Source organism: Streptomyces sp. NPDC047130, from assembly GCF_040643475.1.
Taxonomy (GTDB): Bacteria; Actinomycetota; Actinomycetes; order Streptomycetales; family Streptomycetaceae; genus Streptomyces.
This window is the reverse complement of the sequence record NZ_JBEYUK010000018.1, coordinates 42,286-64,218: the sequence shown is the minus strand read 5'-3', so window position 1 is coordinate 64,218 and position 21,933 is coordinate 42,286. Positions and strand designations below refer to the sequence as shown.

At 72.9% G+C, this 21,933-nt stretch carries 22 protein-coding genes and 1 riboswitch; of the genes, 10 read left to right on the top strand and 12 right to left on the bottom strand.

Going from position 1 to position 21,933, the window contains the following annotated elements; genetic code table 11:
* Positions 1 to 29: 29 nt before the first annotated feature.
* The 4 genes from ABZ836_RS21340 to ABZ836_RS21325 are packed head-to-tail and all read right to left on the bottom strand — an operon-like array spanning position 30 to position 4,190.
* A complete protein-coding gene (locus ABZ836_RS21340) occupies positions 30 to 830 on the bottom strand; it encodes an ABC transporter permease (RefSeq protein WP_356136247.1) in 801 nt (266 codons plus the stop codon).
* Positions 830 to 1,777: an ABC transporter permease gene (locus ABZ836_RS21335; RefSeq protein ID WP_361144381.1), complete on the bottom strand. Its 948-nt coding sequence runs from the start codon at positions 1,775 to 1,777 to the stop codon at positions 830 to 832. Before ABZ836_RS21335 ends, ABZ836_RS21340 begins: the two co-directional genes overlap by 1 nt.
* The gene (locus ABZ836_RS21330) at positions 1,774 to 2,970 is read right to left on the bottom strand and encodes an ABC transporter ATP-binding protein (protein WP_361144472.1); all 1,197 of its coding nucleotides are present in this window, start codon (positions 2,968 to 2,970) and stop codon (positions 1,774 to 1,776) included. Before ABZ836_RS21330 ends, ABZ836_RS21335 begins: the two co-directional genes overlap by 4 nt.
* Before the next feature lie 5 nt (positions 2,971 to 2,975).
* A complete protein-coding gene (locus ABZ836_RS21325; RefSeq protein ID WP_361144378.1) occupies positions 2,976 to 4,190 on the bottom strand; it encodes a spermidine/putrescine ABC transporter substrate-binding protein in 1,215 nt (404 codons plus the stop codon).
* A 298-nt stretch (positions 4,191 to 4,488) separates the two neighbouring features.
* Here ABZ836_RS21325 and ABZ836_RS21320 point away from each other — a divergent pair, with 298 nt between their 5' ends.
* The gene (locus ABZ836_RS21320; RefSeq protein WP_356136242.1) at positions 4,489 to 5,049 is read left to right on the top strand and encodes an NADAR family protein; all 561 of its coding nucleotides are present in this window, start codon (positions 4,489 to 4,491) and stop codon (positions 5,047 to 5,049) included.
* A 138-nt stretch (positions 5,050 to 5,187) separates the two neighbouring features.
* On the opposite strand, the gene ABZ836_RS21315 is transcribed toward ABZ836_RS21320, so the two are convergent.
* Positions 5,188 to 5,667, bottom strand: coding sequence for a DUF4190 domain-containing protein (locus ABZ836_RS21315; RefSeq protein WP_356136240.1), 480 nt, complete (start codon positions 5,665 to 5,667; stop codon positions 5,188 to 5,190).
* 122 nt (positions 5,668 to 5,789) lie between these two features.
* Here ABZ836_RS21315 and ABZ836_RS21310 point away from each other — a divergent pair, with 122 nt between their 5' ends.
* The 3 genes from ABZ836_RS21310 to ABZ836_RS21300 all read left to right on the top strand — a co-directional run bounded on the left by ABZ836_RS21310 (position 5,790) and on the right by ABZ836_RS21300 (position 8,896).
* Positions 5,790 to 6,866: an adenosine deaminase gene (locus ABZ836_RS21310; protein WP_356136238.1), complete on the top strand. Its 1,077-nt coding sequence runs from the start codon at positions 5,790 to 5,792 to the stop codon at positions 6,864 to 6,866.
* Positions 6,851 to 7,558: a glycerophosphodiester phosphodiesterase gene (locus tag ABZ836_RS21305; RefSeq protein ID WP_361144373.1), complete on the top strand. Its 708-nt coding sequence runs from the start codon at positions 6,851 to 6,853 to the stop codon at positions 7,556 to 7,558. Before ABZ836_RS21310 ends, ABZ836_RS21305 begins: the two co-directional genes overlap by 16 nt.
* A 153-nt stretch (positions 7,559 to 7,711) precedes the next feature.
* Positions 7,712 to 8,896: a serine hydrolase domain-containing protein gene (locus ABZ836_RS21300; RefSeq protein ID WP_361144370.1), complete on the top strand. Its 1,185-nt coding sequence runs from the start codon at positions 7,712 to 7,714 to the stop codon at positions 8,894 to 8,896.
* Here the strand turns inward: ABZ836_RS21300 and ABZ836_RS21295 are convergent.
* Together ABZ836_RS21295 and ABZ836_RS21290 are read right to left on the bottom strand one after the other, a co-directional pair.
* The gene (locus ABZ836_RS21295) at positions 8,886 to 9,422 is read right to left on the bottom strand and encodes a hypothetical protein (protein WP_356136232.1); all 537 of its coding nucleotides are present in this window, start codon (positions 9,420 to 9,422) and stop codon (positions 8,886 to 8,888) included. The genes ABZ836_RS21300 and ABZ836_RS21295 overlap by 11 nt on opposite strands.
* A 134-nt stretch (positions 9,423 to 9,556) precedes the next feature.
* On the bottom strand, positions 9,557 to 10,996 hold the full coding sequence (locus ABZ836_RS21290; protein WP_356136230.1) for a gamma-aminobutyraldehyde dehydrogenase: 1,440 nt from the start codon (positions 10,994 to 10,996) through the stop codon (positions 9,557 to 9,559).
* Between the two features lie 186 nt (positions 10,997 to 11,182).
* On the opposite strand from ABZ836_RS21290, the gene ABZ836_RS21285 reads away from it, so the two are divergent.
* From ABZ836_RS21285 to ABZ836_RS21260, 6 genes are all read left to right on the top strand, one after another.
* Positions 11,183 to 11,680 (top strand): Lrp/AsnC family transcriptional regulator, encoded by a 498-nt coding sequence (locus ABZ836_RS21285; protein ID WP_356136228.1) that lies wholly within the window; start codon positions 11,183 to 11,185, stop codon positions 11,678 to 11,680.
* Complete coding sequence (locus ABZ836_RS21280; RefSeq protein ID WP_361144365.1) at positions 11,665 to 13,062, top strand: aspartate aminotransferase family protein; 1,398 nt, start codon at positions 11,665 to 11,667, stop codon at positions 13,060 to 13,062. Before ABZ836_RS21285 ends, ABZ836_RS21280 begins: the two co-directional genes overlap by 16 nt.
* Before the next feature lie 64 nt (positions 13,063 to 13,126).
* Positions 13,127 to 13,273, top strand: a complete 147-nt coding sequence (locus ABZ836_RS21275; RefSeq protein ID WP_361144362.1) for a hypothetical protein — start codon at positions 13,127 to 13,129, stop codon at positions 13,271 to 13,273.
* A 175-nt stretch (positions 13,274 to 13,448) separates the two neighbouring features.
* On the top strand, positions 13,449 to 14,189 hold the full coding sequence (locus ABZ836_RS21270; protein ID WP_356136222.1) for an ATP-binding cassette domain-containing protein: 741 nt from the start codon (positions 13,449 to 13,451) through the stop codon (positions 14,187 to 14,189).
* Positions 14,171 to 15,463: a hypothetical protein gene (locus tag ABZ836_RS21265; RefSeq protein WP_361144359.1), complete on the top strand. Its 1,293-nt coding sequence runs from the start codon at positions 14,171 to 14,173 to the stop codon at positions 15,461 to 15,463. Before ABZ836_RS21270 ends, ABZ836_RS21265 begins: the two co-directional genes overlap by 19 nt.
* 129 nt (positions 15,464 to 15,592) lie before the next feature.
* Complete coding sequence (locus ABZ836_RS21260; protein WP_356136219.1) at positions 15,593 to 16,000, top strand: VOC family protein; 408 nt, start codon at positions 15,593 to 15,595, stop codon at positions 15,998 to 16,000.
* A 14-nt stretch (positions 16,001 to 16,014) separates the two neighbouring features.
* On the opposite strand, the gene ABZ836_RS21255 is transcribed toward ABZ836_RS21260, so the two are convergent.
* The 5 genes from ABZ836_RS21255 to rlmN form a co-directional block, all read right to left on the bottom strand.
* A complete protein-coding gene (locus tag ABZ836_RS21255; protein WP_361144356.1) occupies positions 16,015 to 16,812 on the bottom strand; it encodes a maleylpyruvate isomerase family mycothiol-dependent enzyme in 798 nt (265 codons plus the stop codon).
* Between the two features lie 10 nt (positions 16,813 to 16,822).
* Positions 16,823 to 17,863, bottom strand: coding sequence for an ABC transporter ATP-binding protein (locus ABZ836_RS21250; RefSeq protein WP_361144353.1), 1,041 nt, complete (start codon positions 17,861 to 17,863; stop codon positions 16,823 to 16,825).
* 2 nt (positions 17,864 to 17,865) lie between these two features.
* Positions 17,866 to 19,467 (bottom strand): iron ABC transporter permease, encoded by a 1,602-nt coding sequence (locus tag ABZ836_RS21245; RefSeq protein WP_356136327.1) that lies wholly within the window; start codon positions 19,465 to 19,467, stop codon positions 17,866 to 17,868.
* Positions 19,468 to 19,532: 65 nt separating this feature from the next.
* Positions 19,533 to 20,609 carry a thiamine ABC transporter substrate-binding protein gene (locus tag ABZ836_RS21240; protein WP_361144351.1) on the bottom strand — a complete coding sequence of 359 codons (1,077 nt, stop codon included), beginning with the start codon at positions 20,607 to 20,609 and terminating at the stop codon, positions 19,533 to 19,535.
* An 82-nt stretch (positions 20,610 to 20,691) separates the two neighbouring features.
* Positions 20,692 to 20,797: riboswitch (TPP riboswitch) on the bottom strand.
* A 28-nt stretch (positions 20,798 to 20,825) separates the two neighbouring features.
* A complete protein-coding gene (gene rlmN / locus ABZ836_RS21235) occupies positions 20,826 to 21,932 on the bottom strand; it encodes a 23S rRNA (adenine(2503)-C(2))-methyltransferase RlmN (RefSeq protein ID WP_356136212.1) in 1,107 nt (368 codons plus the stop codon).
* Position 21,933 lies beyond the last annotated feature (1 nt).

Below are 21,933 nucleotides of genomic sequence, written 5' to 3'. Positions count from 1 at the left end.
AATCTCAACTCCCCACAGGGTGTGTCGGATTACGCCTTCATGCGTTTTCGGCCGTTGCCCACGGCCATGGAGATCACGACGACGAGCACGGCTATCAGGAACATGGCCGTGCCGACGACGTTGATCTGCACGGGGGTTCCGCGTTGCGCCGATCCCCAGACGTACATGGGGAAGGTGACCGTGGAACCCGCCGTGAAGTTGGTGATGATGAAGTCGTCGAAGGAGAGCGCGAACGCGAGGAGGGCGCCGGCCGCGATGCCGGGCCAGGCGATGGGCAGGGTGACGCGGAGGAAGGTCTGCACCGGTCCGGCGTAGAGGTCCTGCGCGGCCTGTTCCAGGCGCGGGTCCATCGACATCACGCGCGCCTTGACGGCGGTGACGACGAAGCTGAGGCAGAACATGATGTGGGCGATGAGCACCGTCCAGAACCCCAGCCGCGCGCCCATGTTGAGGAACAGGGTGAGCAGCGAGGCGGCCATCACGACCTCGGGCATCGCCATCGGGAGGAAGATCAGCGAGTTGACCGCGCCGCGCCCCCGGAACCGGTGGCGGGCCAGGGCGAAGGCGATCAGGGTGCCGAGCACGGTCGCGGCCAGCGTCGCCCAGAGGGCGAGCTGGAGGCTGAGCGCCAGCGCGTCGCAGAGCCCGGAGACGCCGCAGGGGTTGGTCCAGGCGTCGGCGGAGAACTCGTTCCAGGCGTAGTTGAAGCGTCCCGCCGGGTCGTTGAAGGAGAACACCGTCACGACGACGTTGGGCAGCAGCAGGTAGGCGAGGGTCAGCAGGCCGAAGATCACGACCAGGTGCCGCCGGAGCCACGTGAGAAGGCCCATCAGACGAGATCCTCCGTCCCGGAGCGGCGGATGTGGACGCTGACGACCACCAGGATCACGGCCATCAGGATGAAGGAGAGCGCCGCGGCGGTCGGGTAGTCCAGGACGCGCAGGAACTGCGTCTGGATGACGTTGCCGATCATGCGGGTGTCGGTGGAGCCCAGCAGGTCGGCGTTGACGTAGTCGCCGCCGGCCGGGATGAACGTCAGCAGCGTTCCGGCCACCACGCCCGGCATGGACAGCGGCAGGGTGACCTTGCGGAAGACGGTCGCGGGGCGGGCGTACAGGTCCGAGGCGGCCTCGTGCAGGCGCGGGTCGATGCGCTCCAGCGAGGTGTAGAGCGGCAGGACCATGAACGGCAGGAAGTTGTAGGTGAGGCCGCAGACCACGGCCAGCGGGGTGGCCAGGACGCGCTCGCCCTCGGTGAGGCCGAGCATGCTGGTCACGTCGAGGACGTGCAGCGTGTTGAGGGTGTCGACCAGCACGCCGCCGTCGGCCAGGATCGTCTTCCAGGCCAGGGTGCGGACCAGGAAGCTGGTGAAGAACGGCGCGATCACCAGGATCATGATCAGGTTGCGCCAGCGTCCGGCCCGGAAGGCGATCAGGTAGGCCAGCGGGTAGCCGAGCAGCAGGCAGAGCAGGGTGGCCGTGCCGGCGTAGGCCACCGAGCGCAGGAACTGCGGCCAGTACTCGGCCAGCGCCTCGGCGTAGGTGGCGAACCGCCAGGTCACCTCGTAGCCGGCCTCGAGGGAGCCGGTCTGGAGCGAGGTGGAGGCCTGGTAGATCACCGGCAGGGCGAAGAAGACCAGCAGCCAGAGCAGGCCGGGCAGGAGCAGCAGGTAGGGGACGCTCCGGCCGCGGCGGCGCGGCGGCCGCGCCTTCGCCCCGGCGGCGGGGGCGGTGGGCGCCGGTGGCGGTGGGGCCTCGGTGAGGGTGGTGGGGCTCATCCGCTCGCGGCCTCCTTCCCGGTGGTCGCCGCGCCCGCGTCGGGCGTGCCGGTGACGGCCGGCCCGGTGCCGGCGTCGATGTCCTGGGCGGCGTCCAGGGCGAAGGTGTGGGCGCGGTTCCAGTGCAGGACCACCTCGGCGCCGGGGGCCAGGCCGGGGTCGCGGTCGACGTTCTGGGCGTACACCGAGAGGCCCTTCCCGGCGGGGCCGTCGACCAGGTACTGGGTGGAGACGCCGAGGAAGCTCGCCTCGGTGATCACGCCGGTGACCCGGTTGCGGCCCTCGGGTATCTCCCCGGCCCGGTCCGCGGGGGTCAGGGTGGCCTTCTCCGGCCGGACACCGAGCAGCAGCCGGGCGCCGGTGGCGGTGGGGCCGGTGCAGCGCGCGGCGGGGACGCCCAGTTTGGCGCCGCCGGCGTGGACCAGGATCTCGTCGCCGGACGCCGAGGCGACCTCCGCCTCGATCAGGTTGGACGTGCCGAGGAAGTTGGCGACGAAGGTGGTGGCCGGGTTCTCGTAGAGGTCGGCGGGGGCGCCGAGCTGCTCGACGCGGCCGCCGTTCATCACGGCGACCGTGTCGGCCATGGTCATGGCCTCCTCCTGGTCGTGCGTGACGTGGACGAAGGTGATGCCGACCTCCGTCTGGATCCGCTTGAGCTCGAGCTGCATCTGCCGGCGCAGCTTGAGGTCGAGGGCGCCGAGCGGCTCGTCGAGCAGCAGCACCTTGGGGTGGTTGATGAGCGCGCGGGCCACGGCGACGCGCTGCTGCTGGCCGCCGGAGAGCTGGTGCGGCTTGCGGCGGGCGTGCTCGCCGAGCTGGACCAGGTCGAGCATCTCGCCGACCTGCTTCTTCACCGACCGGATGCCGCGGCGGCGCAGGCCGAAGGCGACGTTCTCGAAGACGTCGAGGTGCGGGAAGAGCGCGTAGGACTGGAAGACGGTGTTCACCGGCCGCTTGTAGGGGGGCAGCCGGGTGACGTCCTGGTCGCCGAGGTGGACGGTGCCGGTGCTGGGCTCCTCCAGTCCGGCGATCATGCGGAGGGTGGTGGTCTTGCCGCAGCCGGAGGCGCCGAGGAGGGCGAAGAAGGAGCCCTCCGGGACGGTCAGGTCGAGCGGGTGGACGGCGGTGAAGGCGCCGTAGGTCCGGCTGATGCCGGTGAGGCGGACGTCGCCGCCGGAGGTGGTCCCGTTCATCGTGGTCACGCCCCTGTCAGCTTCGCGAACGCGGCTTCGTAGGCCGTCTCTTCCTTATCGTCCAGCGAGCGGAAGGCCCGGGACTTCTCGGCCATCTCCCGGTCGGGGAGGATCAGCGGGTTCTCCGCCGCCTCGGGGTCCAGCTTGGCGAGCTCCTCCTTGACCCCGTCCACCGGACACACGTAGTTGATGTACGCGGCCAGCCGGGCCGCGTTGGCCGGCTGGTAGTAGTGGTCGATGAGGCGTTCGGCGTTGGTCTTGTGCCGCGCCTTGGCCGGGACCAGCAGGTTGTCGGTGGAGGTCATGTAGCCGCTGTCCGGCACCACGAAGTCGATCTCGGGGCTGTCGGCCTTCAGCTGGACGACGTCGCCGGCCCAGGCGAGGCAGGCGGCGAAGTCGCCGCTGGTGAGGTCGGCGGTGTAGTCGTTGCCGGTGAAGCGGCGGACCTGGCCCTTGTCGACGGCCTTCTGGAGGCGGGCGACGGCCGCGTCGAAGTCGTCGTCGGTGAAGTCGCCGGGGTCCTTGCCCATGTCCAGCAGCGTCATGCCCATCGTGTCGCGCATCTCGGTGAGCAGGCCGACGCGTCCCTTGAGCCGGGGGTTGTCCAGCAGGTCGGCCATGGACCGCACCTCGACGCCGTCCAGCGCCTTCCTGTTGTAGGCGATGACGGTGGAGATGCCCGTCCACGGGTACGAGTAGGCGCGGCCCGGGTCCCAGTCCGGGCTGCGGAACTGCGGGGACAGGTTGGCGTAGGCGGTGGGCAGGTTGGCGGGGTCCAGCTTCTGCACCCAGCCGAGGCGGATCAGGCGGGCGGCGAGCCAGTCGGTGACGCAGATCAGGTCGCGGCCGGTGTCCTGGCCCGCGGCCAGCTGCGGCTTGATCTTGGCGAAGAACTCGTTGTTGTCGTTGATGTCCTCGCTGTAGGTGACCTTGACGCCGGTCCGCCGGGTGAACGTCTCCAGGGTGGGGTGGCGGGTCTCGCTCTCGTCGACGTCCATGTACTCGGTCCAGTTGGAGAAGCTGACGCTCTTCTCCTCGGCCGAGTGGTCGTCGGCGACGGCCGCTCCCTGCGCGTTGCCGGCCGGCGGGATGCCGCAGGCGCCGAGCGCGCCGATGCCGCCCGCCGCGAGCGCGCCGCCCGCGGAGGCGCGCAGCAGTGAGCGTCGGGTGAGGGCGGCCCTCCGGGCCGGGGAGGAACGGTCGGGCGAGTACTGCTCCATGCGCGTGGTGCCCTTTCGGGTGTGCCCTTTCGGGAGGAACCGACGGGAGGCTCGGCCGCCGCGGCGGCGGTCCTGACTTCCCCCCTGGCCGCGTGGGGGCGGCGGCCGGGGGGACGCGGCGTGATGCACGGATGCCGACGAGGCCGGGGCTGGGTGCCGATCCTGACAGAGCGACGGGTGACCAACAAGGGATTCCGTTGTTGCCTTTTGGTTAATCGACGGAATCTGTCGGACGGTGACGTCCCGGGCACGGAAACCCGGAAGCGCCGCGTCGGTGGCGCGTGCCAGAGTGGCGGGCATGCGAACGACCGAGGTACGCAGCCGTGAGGACCTGGCCCGTCTGCTGCGCGCGGGCACGCCCGTCAAGTACCTGCACTTCTGGGGGCACCGCCCGCAGCGGGACGGCGGCGTCGGCGCGGGCTGCCTGAGCCAGTGGTGGCCGGCCCCGTTCACCGTGGACGGCGAGAGCTACGCGACGGCGGAGCACTGGATGATGGCCGCCAAGGCCCGGCTCTTCGGCGACGCGGAGGCGGAGCGGCGCGTACGCGAGGCCGACGGCCCGGCCCGGGCGAAGAAGCTGGGGCGGCTGGTGCGCGGCTTCGACGAGGCGGTGTGGGAGCGCGAGCGCTTCGGCATCGTCGTCGAGGGGAGCGTGCACAAGTTCGCCGCCCACGAGGAGCTGCGGGCCTTCCTGCTGGGCACCCGGCAGCGTGTCCTGGTGGAGGCCAGCCCGCTCGACCGGGTGTGGGGCATCGGCCTGGCCGCCACCGACGACGGCGCCCTCGATCCCGACCGCTGGCGGGGCCTCAACCTGCTCGGTTTCGCGCTGATGGAGGCCCGGGAGCGGCTCGGCGGCTGACCGGCCCTCGCCCCCGCCCCTCCCTGCCGCACCACCGGGGCCCGCGGACGGGGAGAACCGTCGCGGCGGCGGCCGGAAGGGCGCTGCCCGTTCCCGGCCGCCGGTGCCGCCGTCGCGCCCCCCGGCCGGCCGAGGCCGTCAGAGGCCGCCGGCGCCCATCAGGCCGACCGAAGCCCCCACCACGACGATCAGCGTGACCGGCAGCGCGATGCCGCAGATGCCGCAGATCAGACCGGCCATGGCCATGCCCTTGTTGGTGGCCTCGCCGCGCTTCACCTTCTGCAGGCCGACCGCCCCGAAGATGATCGCCAGCACGCCCAGGACGACGCCCAGCACCCAGAAGCAGATGAAGACCAGCGAGCAGATGCCGAGCACCAGGGCCGTCACGCCCATGCCGTTGGACGGCTGCGGCGGCATCCCGGCCCACTGCGGGGTGACCTGGGGCGGGACCACGGGGCCGAAGCCCTGCGGCGCGTGCGGCGGCGGGCCGAACGGGTTCGGCGCGGCGGCCGGGGGCGGCGGCACCGCCCCCGGCTGCGGCGGCATGCCCTCCGCGGGCTTCGCCCACGGGTCGGGCGTGCCCCCGGCGTACGGGTTGTCGGCGGTGTTGTCGGCCATGCGGTGGCTGTCCCCTCCTGCTGAGCCGCGCACGCCGGCCGTACGCGGACGCGCCATCCTATGGCCCCGGCTCCTCCTCGCAGTGCCCCGCCCTACGATGATGCGGACCCCAGGGAGGACCCATGACCGACCAGCCCGACGTCCGCCGCACCCTCGACGCCGGAGTCACCCGCGACCTGCACGCCTTCATCGCGGGCATGCCCAAGGCCGAGCTCCACGTCCACCACGTCGGCTCGGCCTCTCCCCGGATCGTCGCCGAACTGGCCGCCCGCCACCCGGACTCCGGCGTGCCCACCGATCCCGAGGCGCTGGCGGACTACTTCACGTTCACGGACTTCGCGCACTTCATCCAGGTGTACCTGTCGGTGGTGGACCTGGTCCGCACGCCCGAGGACGTCCGGCTGCTGACCTACGAGGTCGCCCGGGACATGGCCCGCCAGCAGGTGCGCTACGCGGAGCTGACGGTCACCCCGTACTCCTCGGTCCGCCGCGGCATGGACGAGAAGGCATTCATGGACGCCATCGAGGACGCCCGCCGGTCCGCCGAGGCGGAGTTCGGCACGGTGCTGCGCTGGTGCTTCGACATCCCCGGCGAGGCCGGCCTGGTCTCCGCGGAGGAGACGGTCCGGCTCGCGACGGACGACGCGATCCGTCCCGAGGGCCTGATCTCGTTCGGCCTGGGCGGCCCGGAGATCGGGGTGCCCCGCCCGCAGTTCAAGCCCTACTTCGACCGCGCCCGCGCGGCCGGGCTGCGCTCCGTCCCGCACGCGGGCGAGACCACGGGCCCGGAGACGGTGTGGGACGCGCTGCGCGAACTGGGCGCGGAGCGCATCGGCCACGGCACGAGCTCCGCCCGCGACCCGCGCCTGCTGGAGCACCTGGCGGAGCACCGGATCGCCCTGGAGGTCTGCCCGACCTCCAACATCGCCACCCGCGCGGTGCGCACCCTGGACGAGCACCCGATCCGGGACTTCGTGAAGGCGGGCGTGCTGGTGACGGTCAACTCCGACGACCCGCCGATGTTCGGCACCGACCTGAACAACGAGTACGCGGTCGCCGCCCGGCTGCTGGACCTGGACGAGCGGGGCGTGGCCGAGCTGGCGAAGAACGCCGTGGAGGCGTCCTTCCTCGACCCGGCCGGCAAGGCGAGGATCGCCGCGGAGATCGACGCCCACACCGCCGCATGGCTCGCCCCCTGATCGCGGTCGCCCACCGCGGCGACCCGTACCGCCACCGCGAGAACACCGTGCCCTCGCTCCGTTCGGCGCTGGAGCGGGGGGCGGACGCGGTGGAGGTGGACGTCCGCCTCACCCGTGACGGGGTCCCGGTGCTGCTGCACGACCGGACCCTGGAGCGGCTGTGGGGCCTCGACCGCCCCGTCGCCTCGCTGACCGCGGCGGAGCTGCGCGACCTCACCGGCGAGCGGGTGCCGACGCTGGCCCGCGCCCTGGAGGCCACCGCCGGGCGCCGCGTGCTGCTCGACCTGCCGGGTGACGTCGCCGGCCGGCCGGGCGGGCCGGACCGGGTGCTGGAGACGGTGCGGCTCGCGCGGGCGGAGGAGCGCGTGTACTGGTCGGGTGCGGCGGCGACGCTGCTCGCCGTGCGGGCCGCCTCCCCGTCGGCCGAACTCGCCCTGACCTGGACGACCTCCGCCCCGCCGCGCCCGGCGCTGCTGGCGGCGGTGCGGCCCCGGTGGCTCAACTACCGGTTCGGGCTGCTGACCGGCGACCTGGTCGCGCGCCTGCACGCCGACGGGTACCTGGTCTCGGCGTGGACCGCGGACACCCGGCGCTCCATGCGACGGCTCGCCGCCGCGGGCGTGGACGCGGTCACCACCAACCGGATCGACGTCCTCACCGCCCTGCGGGACGCGGGGCGGCACACCCCCTAGGGGCCGACCCGCCCCTCACCCCCGGCCTCAAGTCCCTTATCAGTCAGGGCGGTTACGGGGTCGCCGCCCTCCTCGGCGATGATCCGTGCGGGGCCGCGCCGCGAGCAGGATGACCCGTGCCCGATGCGCACCCGTCGTCCAGAGGAGAACCGCATGTCCCGCACCGCACGCACCGCCCCCACCGCCCTCACCGCACGCACCGCCGCGGTGGCCGTCGCCGCCGCCCTCGGCCTGGGCCTCGTGCTCCCCTCGGCCGGGGCGGCCGCCGCCGCGCCCCACCCGCGCGCCTCCTGCGTCACCCTGGCCCCCGGCCCGGACGCCGCGGCGCTCTGCGATGCCGTCTCCGGCCTGCCCGACGACGGGGCCACGGCGGCGCAGGTCCGGGTGGGCGGCCACGGCGCCTGGCTCGGCACGTCCGGGGTGCAGGACCTGCGCAGCCAGGCCCCCGCGTCGGCGCACGGCCGGTTCCGCGCCGGCTCCACGAGCAAGGTCGTCACCGCCTCGCTGGTGCTCCAGCTCGCCGCCGAGGGACGGATCGGTCTCGACCGGCCCGTGCAGGAGTACCTTCCGGGGCTCTTCCCGGCCTCGTTCGCGCCGATGACCGTGCGCCAGCTGCTGAACCACACCAGCGGCCTCAGGCCGGGCGCCTCCTTCGGCGACACCACCGAGGAGATGTGGGAGCACCGCTTCGACACCCTCACCCCGCGGGAGGTGGTCGCCGGGTCGGTCGCGGCCGGACCGGGCCCCGCCCCCGGCACGGTGCAGCGCTACTCCAACATCCACTACGTCGTCCTCGGCCTGCTCGTGGAGGCGGTCACCGGCGACGCCTTCGCCCACCAGGCCGAGGTGCGGGTCTTCCGTCCGCTGGGGATGCGGGACAGCTCCTTCCCGGTGAACGGCGACCCGCGCATCCACGGCCCGCACAACCGGGGTTACGAGCGGATCGACGGCCGCCTCACGGACGTCACCGAGTGGAACATGACGGACCGTTTCGCGGCCGGTGACCTGATCTCGTCGACGGCCGACCTGGAGACGCTGATGGTCTCGCTGTTCCGGGGCGAGCTGGTGCCCCGGCCCTACCTGGACCAGATGTTCGAGATCCCCGACGTCAGGAACGAGGAGGGGGAGGAGGCGACGATCGGGCTCGGCCTGGAGCGCTTCGCCGTCGGCGGGCGGGAGATCTGGGGCAAGACCGGCTCCCGCCCCGGCTACCACACCGTGGTGGCGGCCACCCGCGACCTCTCCCGCACCGTCGTCTACTCGGTGAACTCCACCGACGCGCGCGGCGACGGCAACGCCATCGCCCAGCGCTTCGCCTTCCCCGCCTTCAACCGCTGACCGCGACGGGACCGGCCGCCGCCACGCCCTTCCCGGCCTCGGCGGTCAGGGCCTCCAGCCGCTTGATCCGGCGGCGCAGGATCAGCAGCGGGATCACTCCGAACACCCCGAAGGACATGTCGATCAGCATCCAGAAGACCGGGATGCCCCGGATCGGCCCGCAGATCAGCGCCAGCGGGACGATGCCGGCGCAGGCGATCATCCCGAACTCGATCACCCAGATGTTGCGGACCGGGTCCCGGTAGGGCCCCCAGAAGGCCACCGCGATCACCAGGTGCGCGAAGGCCAGCCAGTCCGTCCCGTACAGCAGGAACGGATACTCGGCGTCCGCCTCGTCCAGGCCGCGGCGGACCCGGGTGATCCACTCCGTCAGCCCGTCGGGCGCGGGGAGCACGGACAACGCCTGCTCCGCCCAGCGCAGTTCGTGGACCAGGGGGAAGGCGGTGACCCCGCTCAGCACCAGGCACACGACGAAGAACAGCAACCAGCACCGAATGCCCCGCAGCAGGGCAGCTCTGTCGCTCACGGGAGCAGCGTACGCCATTCTTGAACGTGTTCAAATACAACCGCCGCGCGGGCCCGGCCGGTCGGGCCGGGGGAACGCGACGGGGCCCCGGGCGGTCTCCACCGCCCGGGGCCCCGTCGTCACGCGTCGAGTCGTCAGCCCTCGAGCGAGGTCATGACGTGCTTGACGCGGGTGTAGTCCTCGAAGCCGTAGCCGGACAGGTCCTTGCCGTAGCCGGACTTCTTGAAGCCGCCGTGGGGCATCTCGGCGACCAGCGGGATGTGGGTGTTGATCCAGACGCAGCCGAAGTCGAGGGTCTTGGACATCCGCATGGCGCGCGCGTGGTCACGGGTCCACACCGAGGAGGCCAGCGCGAAGTCGACGCCGTTGGCGTACTCGACGGCCTGGGCCTCGTCGGTGAAGGACTGCACGGTGATGACCGGGCCGAAGACCTCGTTCTGGATGATCTCGTCGTCCTGCTTGAGGCCGGAGACCACGGTCGGGGCGTAGAAGTAGCCCTTGTCGCCCACCCGGTGACCGCCGGCCTCGACCTTGGCGTGGGCCGGGAGGCGGTCGATGAACCCGGAGACCTGGGCGAGCTGGTTGGCGTTGTTCAGCGGGCCGTAGAGCACGTCCTCGTCGTCCGGCCGGCCGGTCTTCGTCTCGGCGGCGGTCTTGGCGAGGGCGGCGACGAACTCGTCGTGGACCGATTCGTGGACCAGTACGCGGGTGGCCGCCGTGCAGTCCTGGCCGGCGTTGAAGTAGCCGGCCTCGGCGATGGAGGAGACGGCCTTCTCGATGTCCACGTCCTCGAAGACCACGACCGGCGCCTTGCCGCCGAGCTCGAGGTGGACCCGCTTCAGGTCCTTGGCCGCGGAGCCCGCGACCTGCATGCCGGCGCGGACGGAGCCGGTGATGGAGGCCATCGCGGGGGTGGGGTGCTCGACCATCATCCGACCGGTCTCGCGGTCGCCGCAGACGACGTTGAAGACGCCCTTGGGCAGGACCTCGCCGAGGATCTCGGCGAGCAGCACGGTGGACTCCGGCGTGGTGTCGGACGGCTTGAGGACGACCGTGTTGCCCGCGGCGATGGCCGGGGCGAACTTCCAGACGGCCATCATCATCGGGTAGTTCCACGGGGCGACCTGCGCGCACACGCCGACCGGCTCGCGGCGGACGATGGAGGTCAGGCCCTCCATGTACTCGCCGGCCGAGCGCCCCTCCAGCATCCGGGCCGCGCCCGCGAAGAAGCGGATCTGGTCGACCATCGGCGGGATCTCCTCGGTCCGGGTGAGCCCGACCGGCTTGCCGGTGTTCCGCACCTCGGCCGCGATGAGGTCCTCGGCGCGCGCCTCGACGGCGTCGGCGATCTTCAGGAGGGCCCGCTGGCGCTCGGCGGGCGTGGCGTCGCGCCAGGCGGGGAAGGCCGCCGCGGCGGCCGCCATGGCCGCGTCGACGTCGGTCTGCCCGGACAGCGGGGCGGTGGCGTAGGGGTCGCCCGTCGTCGGGTCGACCACCTCGGTGGTCCGTCCGTCGGCGGCGTCCCGGAACTCACCGTCGATGTAGTTGCGCAGACGACGCAGTTCGGTGCTCACTGCCGGCCTCCTGATCAGTGCGGGGGTTGTCCCGTGCGGAACGTCTCGTAGGTCGAGACATCCACCCTAGTCGGGACCCCCGCGTTTCCGACACCCCCAACCCGGCGATTTCTGCGAAATCCGCAGCGAATGACGCCCTAGACGACGGATTTCATCGCTTCGCTCTTGCCCCGCGACCGATCTGTCGTGCAGAGTGGCAGCGTGGCCAGTCGAAACGCAGACACCGGCGGTGGCACACCGCACCTGGACTCCGTGTCCCTCGCGATCATCGAGCAGCTCCAGGAGGACGGCCGTCGGCCGTACGCCGCCATCGGCAAGGCGGTCGGCCTCTCGGAGGCGGCGGTGCGCCAGCGGGTGCAGAAGCTGCTGGAGCAGGGCGTGATGCAGATCGTCGCGGTGACGGACCCGCTGACCGTGGGGTTCCGCCGGCAGGCCATGGTCGGCGTCCACGTGGAGGGCGACACCGAGGCGGTGGCCGACGCGATCTCCGCCATGGACGAGGCGGAGTACGTCGTGATGACCGCCGGCTCCTTCGACCTGATAGTGGAGATCGTCTGCGAGGACGACGACCACATGCTCGAGGTGATCAACCGGCGGATCCGCGCCGTGCCGGGAGTGCGCTCGACCGAGAGTTTCGTCTACCTCAAGCTCAAGAAACAGACCTACATGTGGGGAACCCGATAGCCGTGAACAGCCAGGATCCCAGCAGCAAGGACCGAAGCAAGGCCGCGTACGACCACCTGTGGATGCACTTCACCCGCATGTCGTCGTACGAGAACGCCCCCGTTCCGACCATCGTGCGCGGCGAGGGCGTCCACATCTTCGACGACACCGGCAAGCGGTACCTGGACGGACTGGCGGGCCTGTTCGTGGTCCAGGCGGGCCACGGCCGCGCCGAGCTGGCCGAGACGGCTGCCCGCCAGGCCCGGGAGCTCGCGTTCTTCCCGGTCTGGTCCTACGCCCACCCCCAGGCGGTCGAGCTGGCCGAGCGGCTGGCGCACCACGCCCCGGGCGACCTCAACAAGGTCTTCTTCACCACCGGCGGCGGCGAGGCGGTGGAGACCGCCTGGAAGCTGGCCAAGCAGTACTTCAAGCTGACCGGCAAGCCCACCAAGCACAAGGTGATCTCCCGCGCCACCGCCTACCACGGCACCCCGCAGGGCGCGCTCTCCATCACCGGACTGCCCGCGCTGAAGGCCCCGTTCGAGCCGCTGGTGCCGGGCGCCCACAAGGTGTCCAACACCAACATCTACCGGGCCCCGCTCCACGGCGACGACCCGGAGGCCTTCGGCCGCTGGGCCGCCGACCAGATCGAGCAGCAGATCCTCTTCGAGGGCCCCGACACGGTCGCCGCGGTCTTCCTGGAGCCGGTGCAGAACGCGGGCGGCTGCTTCCCGCCGCCGCCGGGCTACTTCCAGCGCGTCCGGGAGATCTGCGACCAGTACGACGTGCTGCTCGTCTCCGACGAGGTCATCTGCGCCTTCGGCCGCCTGGGCACCATGTTCGGCTGCGAGAAGTTCGGCTACCAGCCGGACATGATCACCTGCGCCAAGGGCATGACCTCGGGCTACTCCCCGATAGGAGCCTGCATCGTCTCCGACCGCCTCGCCGAGCCGTTCTACCGGGGCGACAACGTCTTCCTGCACGGCTACACCTTCGGCGGCCACCCGGTCTCCGCGGCGGTGGCCAACGCCAACCTGGACATCTTCGAGTCGGAGAAGCTCAACCAGCACGTGCTGGACCAGGAGGGCGCCTTTCTGAGCACCCTGCAGAAGCTGCACGACCTGCCGATCGTCGGCGACGTCCGCGGCAACGGGTTCTTCTACGGCATCGAGCTGGTCAAGGACAAGAACACCAAGGAGACCTTCGACGCGGAGGAGACGGAGCGGGTGCTCTACGGCTTCGTCTCGAAGAAGCTCTTCGAGAACGGCCTGTACTGCCGGGCCGACGACCGCGGCGACCCGGTCGTCCAGCTCGCCCCGCCGCTGATCGCCGACCAGACCACCTTCGACGAGATCGAGCAGATCCTCCGCGCGACCCTCACCGAGGCCTGGACCAAGCTCTGACCCCACCCCGCCCCACCGCTCCGCCCCGCCCCCTCACGGCACCCGCCCGTGAGGGGGCGGACGCGTGCGGGCGGACGGTGACGACGGCGGCGGTGGTCACGACGGCGGCGGTCACGACGGCGACGGTCACGACGGCGACGGTCAGGGCGGCGACGATCAGGACGGCGACGGTCACAACGGCGACGGTCAGGCGTATGAGCTGACCGTGTGACAAAACCTCTGCCGACCGGGGCCGGACGGGTGAGACACGGGCCCTCGGAGCCCCGGCCTCGCGCGGCCGGGGCCGGGTTCTCCCTAGCGTGCGCAGTGACCGATCGGGTCGGCCTTCGTTCCCCCGGACGGGGGACACGCAGGATGAAAACGCGATCTGAACCGAGGTGACGCCCGTGGAGGCCCCGCCGGACAACGACGTGCTCTGGGCCCGAGCCCTGCACTTCACGCATCGCGACCGTACCCCCGGGCTGAACGGCGTATCGCTGGGCGTCCGGGACGGCGAGATCCTCGCCGTCGGCGGCCCGCGCGGCAGCGGCAAGACGACCCTGCTGCGCTGCCTGTCGGGCATGCTGGCACCGACCCGGGGAGAGGTCTGGTTCAACAGCACCCCCGTGCACACGATGGGCCCGCTGGCCCGCGAACGCCTGCGCCGCGAGCGCTTCACCTGGGTCGACCCCGAACCGGGTCTGGTCCCGGAGCTGAACGTCTGGGAGAACGCCGCCCTGCCCCTGATGCTGCGCGGCACCGGCCGCCGCAAGGCCAGGGAGCGGGCCCTGGACTGGCTGGAACGCCTCGACGTCGGCGCGCTGGCCCGCAGGAACCCGTTGGAGCTCAACCAGGCCCAGCGCCAGCGGGTGGCCATCGCCCGCGCCCTCGCCCCCTCCCCCACCGTGCTCTTCGCCGACGAGCCGACCGCCCCGCTGCACCGCGCCGACCGGGTGCACGTCCTGCGAACCCTGATGACCGCGGCCCGCTCCCACGACATCACCGTGGTGCTGGCCACCGGCGACCTCGAGGCCGCCGCCCTGGCCGACCGCGTCGTCCACCTCCTCGACGGACGGCGTGTCAGCAACGCGCAGCTGCCCCCGGCTGCCGGCACGGAGGGGCGCGCCTCGTGCTCGCTCTCCGTCTAGGCCGCCGCTCCGGGGCCGCCGTCCAGCTCCGCCGCCTGATGGTCGCGGCGGCCTCCGGCGGCACCGGATTCCTGCTGCTGTCCTCGCTCGGCCAGGCCCTGGCCCACCCGGAGGCCCCGGGCGCCGCCTCCGTGCGGCTCGCCTGGTGCGCCGCGCCGGTGGCCGCCACCGTCCACCTGGCGGTGGCGGTGGCCCGCACCGACCCCGGCACCCGGCCGCGGCCGGGACTGTCGGCGATCGGGCTCGGCCCGGGCCGCATGATGGTCCTCTCGGTCACCACCACCGCGCTGAGCTGCGCCCTCGGCTCGATGCTGGCGCTGCTGTTCTTCCTGCACCTGCGCGGCGACCTCACCGGGATGCCGTTCGACGGGGACGCGGGCGCCCTCCTCGCGGCCGGCCGGCCGCTCCCGTTGCCGGCCACCCTGACGCTGCTCGCCCTGGTCCCGCTGCTCGCCTCCGCGGCGACCGCGCTGTCGCTGCGGCCCCGTGAGGAGGGCGGCCTGCGCGGCGCGGCCCGCCGCCGGATCGCCGGGGCGCGCCGCCCCGCCCCCGCCCCCGCGGCGGACGACGACGTCCCCGCGGCGGCCATGGAGGCCCCTGCGTCGGCTCCGGCCGCCCCTCCGGCCGCCCCTGCCGTCACCGCCGCCGCCGACGCCGAGGCCGCCCCGCCGCGGCTCACGGCAAGCCCCGACGGGCTGCCCTGGGGAGTGGCCGTGCTGGTCGCCGGGATCGGCGTGGCGGGCTACGCCAACCGCGCAGGTGTCGCCCTCACCCCCGACCTGTCGCTGGTGCCCGCCGGCCTGCTGGCCGGATGGGCGCTGGCCGCGCTGGGGCTGGCGCTGATCGGGCCGGGCCTCACCCACCTGTGCGGCAGGCTGCTCCAGGCCGCCCGCCCCGGCGCGGTCCGCCTGCTGGCCGGCCGGGTGCTGATGGCCGAGGCGTCCCGCGTCGGGCGTCCGCTGGGCGTGGTCGCGGCGGTCGCGGCGCTGGCCTACGCGCTGGTGCTCCGCTACGACCTGGGGGGACCGGTCCTCGGCCCGCTGGGAGGGCTGGGCGCGGTCCTGGTGGCCGGCTGCACGGCGGCCACCCTGGTGACGGCCGCGATCGAGGTGCGGCAGCTGCGCGCCGACACCATGCTCGCCCTGCTCCGGGTGGGCGCCCCGGCCACCACGCTCCGGGCCTGCGCGGCCCTGCGCGCGGGCGTCCTGCTCGCCGTCTTCGGTCCGCTCACCGTCCTGGTGGCGGAACTGGCCTCGCTGACCCCCGGCGGCTGACCCCGAGCGGCCGCCCGGCCGGAAACGCGCACAAGAGGGCGCCGGACTCGCGATGAGTCCGGCGCCCTCGCGCGGTCTTCCCTACGTCCGCAGCGGATACCTCCGCACCACTTACCGAGGAAGGCCCCCATGTACCAGCAGATGATCTTCGTGAACCTGCCCGTCCGTGACATCGACGCGTCGAAGAAGTTCTTCACGGAGCTCGGCTACACCATCAACCCGCAGTTCTCCGACTCGACGACCGGCTCGGTGGTGATCTCCGAACAGATCGTCGTGATGCTGCTCGCGCACGAGAAGTACGCGGAGTTCACCAAGAAGGAGATCGCCGACTCCACCCGGACCAGCGAGGTGCTGATCGCGCTGAGCGCCGAGAGCCGTCAGAAGGTCGACGAGCTGGTCGACCGGGCGCTCTCCCTCGGTGCGACGGAGCCGCGCGAGAAGCAGGACCTCGGCTTCATGTACGGCCGGGCCTTCGAGGACCTCGACGGCCACACCTTCGAGGTCGTGTGGATGGACCCGGCGGCCGTCGAGGGCTGACCGGGCCGGGGCGGTCAGCTCCACCGCGTGCGTTCCAGCCGGAGGTCCAGCAGCGCGCGGTCGCCCAGCACCTCCAGCGAGCCGGAGTCCGGGGCCGCCCGCCGGTGGAGGGCGAGCATCACCTCGGCCAGCGGCCCGCGCAGGGCCACGTCGGCCCCGGCGTGCGCCCTGCTCCACACGACGCCCTCGTCGGCGAGCTCGATCAGCCATGCGGCGTCGAGCCCGGTGGGGGCGTCGGTGGCGTGCAGGTGGAGGGTGCGGCCGCCGGCCCGCAGCGCGGCGATGTCCTGGACCTCGGGGTTCCGCTGGGCGAAGCGGACGATCCCGAGCCACTCCTCGATCGTGTCGGCGGCCACCTCGGGCACCACCTCGTAGGGCCGCCCGGTGGCCAGGGCCGCGTCGGCACGGTGGACGGCGAGCTCGTTGCACACCCGGCGGGCCCAGAAGCCGGCGGTGCGGTCCGTGAACCAGGACCACACCGGCGTGTCCGGCTCCGCCCCGCGCAGCGCGTCGGTCAGCAGCCGGCCGGACCCGTCGAGCCACGCGCCCAGCTCACCGGCGTCGCCCTGCTCCCGGGGGCCGCGCAGGAGGGGGATCCGTTCGTCCGGGACGTCCGCGTCGGCCCGGTGGGCGACCAGGAAGGCGGACCAGCGCAGCGCCCCGCCCACGTGCCGCACCAGCTCCTCCAGCGTCCAGTCCGGGCAGGTCGGAACCGGCGCGGCCAGGTCCGCGCCGGAGGTCACCAGCGACCTCAACTGCTCGACCTGCTGGTCCACATGGGCGATGCGGCGGGCGTACGCGGTGGCGGTCATGCCCAGCACCCTAGGGTGCCGCGGGCCGGTCCAGCACCACGATTTCGTCCGGGTCGAAGGAGACGCCGACCCGGTCCCCGGGCGCGGGCGCGTCCCGCAGCGGGCACACGGCCTCCAGTTCGGGCGCGCCGTCGCCGGGGCGCAGCCGCAGGGAGACCTGGGCGCCCTGGAAGGTGCGGGCGGTGACCGTGCAGGCGGGCCCGCCCCCGGTCACCGGCGCCGCCCGGACGCCCGACGGCCGGATCAGCACCGTGCGTTCGCCCTGGCCGGAGCCCTCCGGAACCGGCACCTTGCCCCACGGGGTGTCCGCGACCGTGCCGGTGACCCTCGCCCCGGCGACGTTCTCGAAGCCGAGGAACCTCGCCACGAACGCGTCCACGGGCCGCTGCCAGACCTCCAGCGGCGTGCCGGACTGCGCGACCCGCCCGTCCCGCATCACCACCACCCGGTCGGCCAGCGCGAACGCCTCCCCCTGGTCGTGCGTGACGGCCAGCACCGTGGTCCCCAGCCGGCCGAAGAGCTCGCGGAGTTCGACGACCAGCCGCTCGCGCAGGGTGCGGTCGAGCTGGCCCAGCGGCTCGTCGAGCATCAGGAGCCGGGGACGGGGGGCCAGCGCGCGGGCCAGCGCGACCCGCTGCTGCTCGCCGCCGGACAGCGTGGCGACGGCCCGCCGCCCGGCGCCGGGCATGCCGACCAGCTCCAGCAACTCCCCCACCCGCTCGGCCTGTTCCGCGCGTCCCGCGCCGTGCATCCGCAGCCCGAAGGCGACGTTGCCGGCCACGTCGCGCTGCGGGAAGAGCTGGTGGTCCTGGAACATCAGGCCCACGCCGCGCCGGTGCGCGGGCACCCGTGCCTGGTCCCGGCCCTCCAGCAGCACCCGTCCGGCGTCCACCGGCTGCAGGCCGGCGACGGCCCGCAGCAGGGTGGACTTCCCGCTGCCGCTGGGGCCCAGCACGCAGACGATCTCGTGCTCGGCGACCGCCAGGTCCACCGCGTCCAGGGCGGCCCGGCCGCCGAACCGGACGGTGGCGCCCTCCAGGGTGAGCAGCATCGTCAGAACTCTCCCGTCCGGTCGCCGCGCAGCCGCTCCAGGGCGAGCAGGGCCGCCGCGCACACCACCATCAAGATCACCGAAAGGGCCATGGCCTGGCCGTAGTTGAGGTCGCCGGGCCGGCCGACCAGCTTGGCGACGGCCACCGGCAGGGTCGGGTTGTCGGGCCGCGCGATGAACACCGTCGCCCCGAACTCGCCGAGGGACACCGCGAAGGCGAACCCGGCGGCGATCAGCAGCGCCCGCCGCACCAGGGGAAGGTCCACCTCGCGCCACACCCGCCACGGCGAGGCACCCAGCACGGCGGCGGCCTCCCGCAGCCGGTGGTCGACCGCGCGCAGCACGGGCAGCATGGTCCGCACCACGAACGGCACGCCGACCAGTGCCTGCGCCAGCGGGACCAGGATCCAGGTGGCGCGCAGGTCCAGCGGCGGTTCGTCGAGGGCGATCAGGAAGCCGAAGCCGACGGTGACCGCGGAGACGCCCAGCGGCAGCATGAGCAGCGCGTCGAAGCCGCGCATCCACCGTCCCGCGTCCCGCCGGGCGAGGGCGGCGGCCGCGAGGGAGCCGATCAGCACCGCGATCGCGGTGGCCGCCACCGCGTACTCCAGCGAGTTCGCCACGGCCTCGATCGGCGGGACCAGGAACGCACCGCCGTCGGACTCGGTCAGCGCCCGGTAGTAGCCGGACCCGGCCGCCAGGGACCGCTGCACCAGCACCGCCGGCGGCAGCACGATCAGCACCGCGGTCACCAGCAGCACCCCGGCGAGCAGCAGCCGCTGCCCGGCCCCGCGGGGCGGGCGGGCGGTGGTGGCGGGGTCGACGAGCCGCAGCGCGGCCTCCCGCCGGCGCACCGTCCAGGCGTGCACGGCGAGCACGCCGCCCACCGCGGCGAACTGGACCAGGCTGAGCACCGCGGCCGTGGACAGGTCCAGCAGGTCGGCGGTCCTGCGGTAGATCTCCGTCTCCAGCGTGGAGACGCCGGGCCCGCCGAGGACCTGCACGATGCCGAAGGAGGTGAAGGTGAAGAGGAAGATCATCACTGCGGCGGCGGCCACCGCGGGCCCGAGGGCCGGCAGGGTCACCGTGCGCCAGGCCGTGAACCGGGAGGCCCCGAGCATCCGGGCGGCCTCCTCCTGCCCCGGGTCCAGCTGGGCCCACAGCCCGCCGACGGTGCGGACCACCACCGCGAAGTTCACGAAGACGTGGGCGAGCAGGATCGCCCACACCGTGCCGTCCAGCCGGAGGCCCCACCAGGTGTCGGTGAGCCCGCCGCGCCCGATCACGGCGAGGAAGGCGGTGCCGGCCACCACCGTCGGCAGCACGAACGGCACGGTGACGACCGCCCGCAGCAGCTCCCGTCCGGGGAAGCGCAGCCGGGCGAACACGTAGGCGGCGGGCAGCGCGATCACCAGGGTGAGCGCCGTGGAGGCCAGCGCCTGCCAGAGCGTGAACCAGAGGACCTCGCGGACCTCCGGCCGCCCCAGCACCCCCGCGGCCTCCCCGATCCGCCACGCCCCGTCCTCGCCACGCAGTCCGCGCAGGACGATGGCGACGACGGGGTGGGCGAAGAAGACCGCGAAGAACGCGACGGGCACGGCCATCAGGCCGAGCCGCGCCGCGCCGCTCCGCAGCCGGGTGCCGGTGCCGGTGCTGGTGCCGGTGCTGGTCACCGCACGACGAGGGAGGTCCACCGGTCGATCCACTCGTCACGGTTGGCGGCGATCTTCTCGGGCGCCAGGGTCCTCGGGTCCTCGGCGACGGCGCCGTGCTCGGTGAACGCCTCCGGCAGCGCGGCGTCGGACCGGACCGGGTTGACGAACATGTTGAGCGGCAGGTCCTCCTGGAAGGTCTTGGAGACCAGGAAGTCCAGCAGCGCCTTGCCGCCCTCGGGGTTCGCGGCGTTCTTCAGCAGGCCCGCGTACTCGATCTGGCGGAAGCAGGTCCCGGTGGCCACGCCGGTCGGCGCCTCCTCGGGCTGCGGGTCGGCGTAGATCACCTCCACCGGCGGGGAGGACGCGTAGGAGACGACCAGCGGCCGGTCGCCGCCCGCCTGCTTGCCGCCGGCGGAGCCGGAGAACTCCTCGTTGTACGCCTGCTCCCAGCCGCTGACCACCTTCACGCCGTTGGCCCGGAGCTTCTTCCAGTAGTCCTGCCAGCCGTCGTCCCCGTACTCGGCGGCGGTGCCCAGTAGGAAGCCCAGGCCTGGGGAGGACGTGCCGGCGTTCTCGGTGACCAGCAGGTTCCTGTACGCGGGCTCGACCAGGTCGTCGAAGCTGTTCGGCGGCTCGAGGCCCTCCTTCTCGAAGTACGCCTTGTCGTAGTTCACGCAGACGTCGCCGGTGGTGACCGGCGTGGCCGCGTCGCCCTCGACCCGGAACCCCTCGCCGATCCGCGCCGCCTCCTCGGCCTCGTACGGGTCGAAGAGCTGGTTGTCGAGGGCGCGGGAGAGCAGCGTGTTGTCCACGCCGAAGAGGACGTCGCCCTGCGGGTGGTCCTTGGTGAGCACGGCCTTGTTGAGGGCCTGCCCGGCGTCGCCGTCCTCCAGGACCTTGAGCTTGTACCCGGAGGTCTTCTCGAACTCGGCGATCACCTCCTTGGAGGCGGCCCACGAGTCGTGGCTGATCAGGGTCACGGTCTTCCCGCCGGACTCCTGCACGTCGTCCCCGGAGCCGCCGGAGCCGCCGCACGCGGCGAGGGCGAGGACGAGAACGGCCGCCGTCGCGGCGGCGGACTTCCTGCGCATGTACACGGTTTTCCTCCTGGGTGACCAGGAAGAGACGCGGCCCTGCCCGGGAACGGCGGACCGTTCCCGGGCAGGGCGCAACAGCTCGAGGTGCCCGAACTCCCTACCCAGAATGACCTGGGCGAGGTTCAGAGGGTCTGCGGTCGGTACCGCACTCTCAGCGCTGTGGCGCTCCCCTGTCGGATAATCGCTATTCGGATGTGTGGTGTGGCCAGATTACCGCTCGGTGGCGGCGAGCTGACCACAGGCCCCGTCGATCTCCTGACCGCGCGTGTCACGCACCGTGACCGGCACGCCGTGCGCGGCGATCGCCTCGACGAACGCCTTCTCGTCCTCGGGCCGCGAGGCGGTCCATTTGGAGCCCGGCGTCGGGTTCAGCGGGATCAGGTTGACGTGCGCGGGCCGGCCCTTGAGCAGGCGGCCCAGCCGGTCGCCGCGCCAGGCCTGGTCGTTGATGTCGCGGATCAGCGCGTACTCGATGGACAGCCGGCGCCCGGACCTCGCGGCGTACTCCCAGCCTGCGTCCAGCACCTCCCGCACCTTCCAGCGCGTGTTCACCGGGACCAGCGTGTCGCGCAGCTCGTCGTCGGGGGCGTGCAGCGAGATCGCCAGGCGGCACTTGAAGCCCTCGTCGGCGAACCGGTTGATGGCGGGCACCAGGCCGACCGTGGACACGGTGATGCCGCGCTGCGACAGGCCGAGGCCGTCGGGCTCCGGGTCGGTGAGCCGGCGGATGGCGCCGACCACCCGGTTGTAGTTGGCGAGCGGCTCGCCCATGCCCATGAACACGATGTTGCTGAGCCGCGCCGGGCCGCCGGGGATCTCCCCGTCGCGCAGCGCGCGCATGCCGTCGACGATCTGGTGCACGATCTCCGCCGTCGACAGGTTCCGGTCCAGTCCGGCCTGGCCGGTGGCGCAGAACGGGCAGTTCATGCCGCACCCGGCCTGCGAGCTGATGCACATCGTCACCCGGTCCGGGTAGCGCATCAGCACCGACTCGACGAGCGTGCCGTCGAACATCTTCCAGAGCGTCTTGCGGGTGGCGCCCTCGTCCGTGGACAGGTGCCGCAGCGGGGTCATCAGCTCCGGGAGCAGCGCCTCCCGCAGCTTGTCCCGCGAGGCGGCGGGGATGTCCGTCCACTGCTCCGGGTCGTGCGCGTACCGCGCGAAGTAGTGCGTCGAGAGCTGCTTGGCGCGGAACGGCTTCTCGCCGACCGCGGCCACCGCTTCCTTGCGCTCGGCGGGCGTGAGGTCGGCGAGGTGCCGCGGCGGCTTCTTGGCTCCGCGCGGGGCGACGAAAGTGAGTTCTCCGGGCTTAGGCATG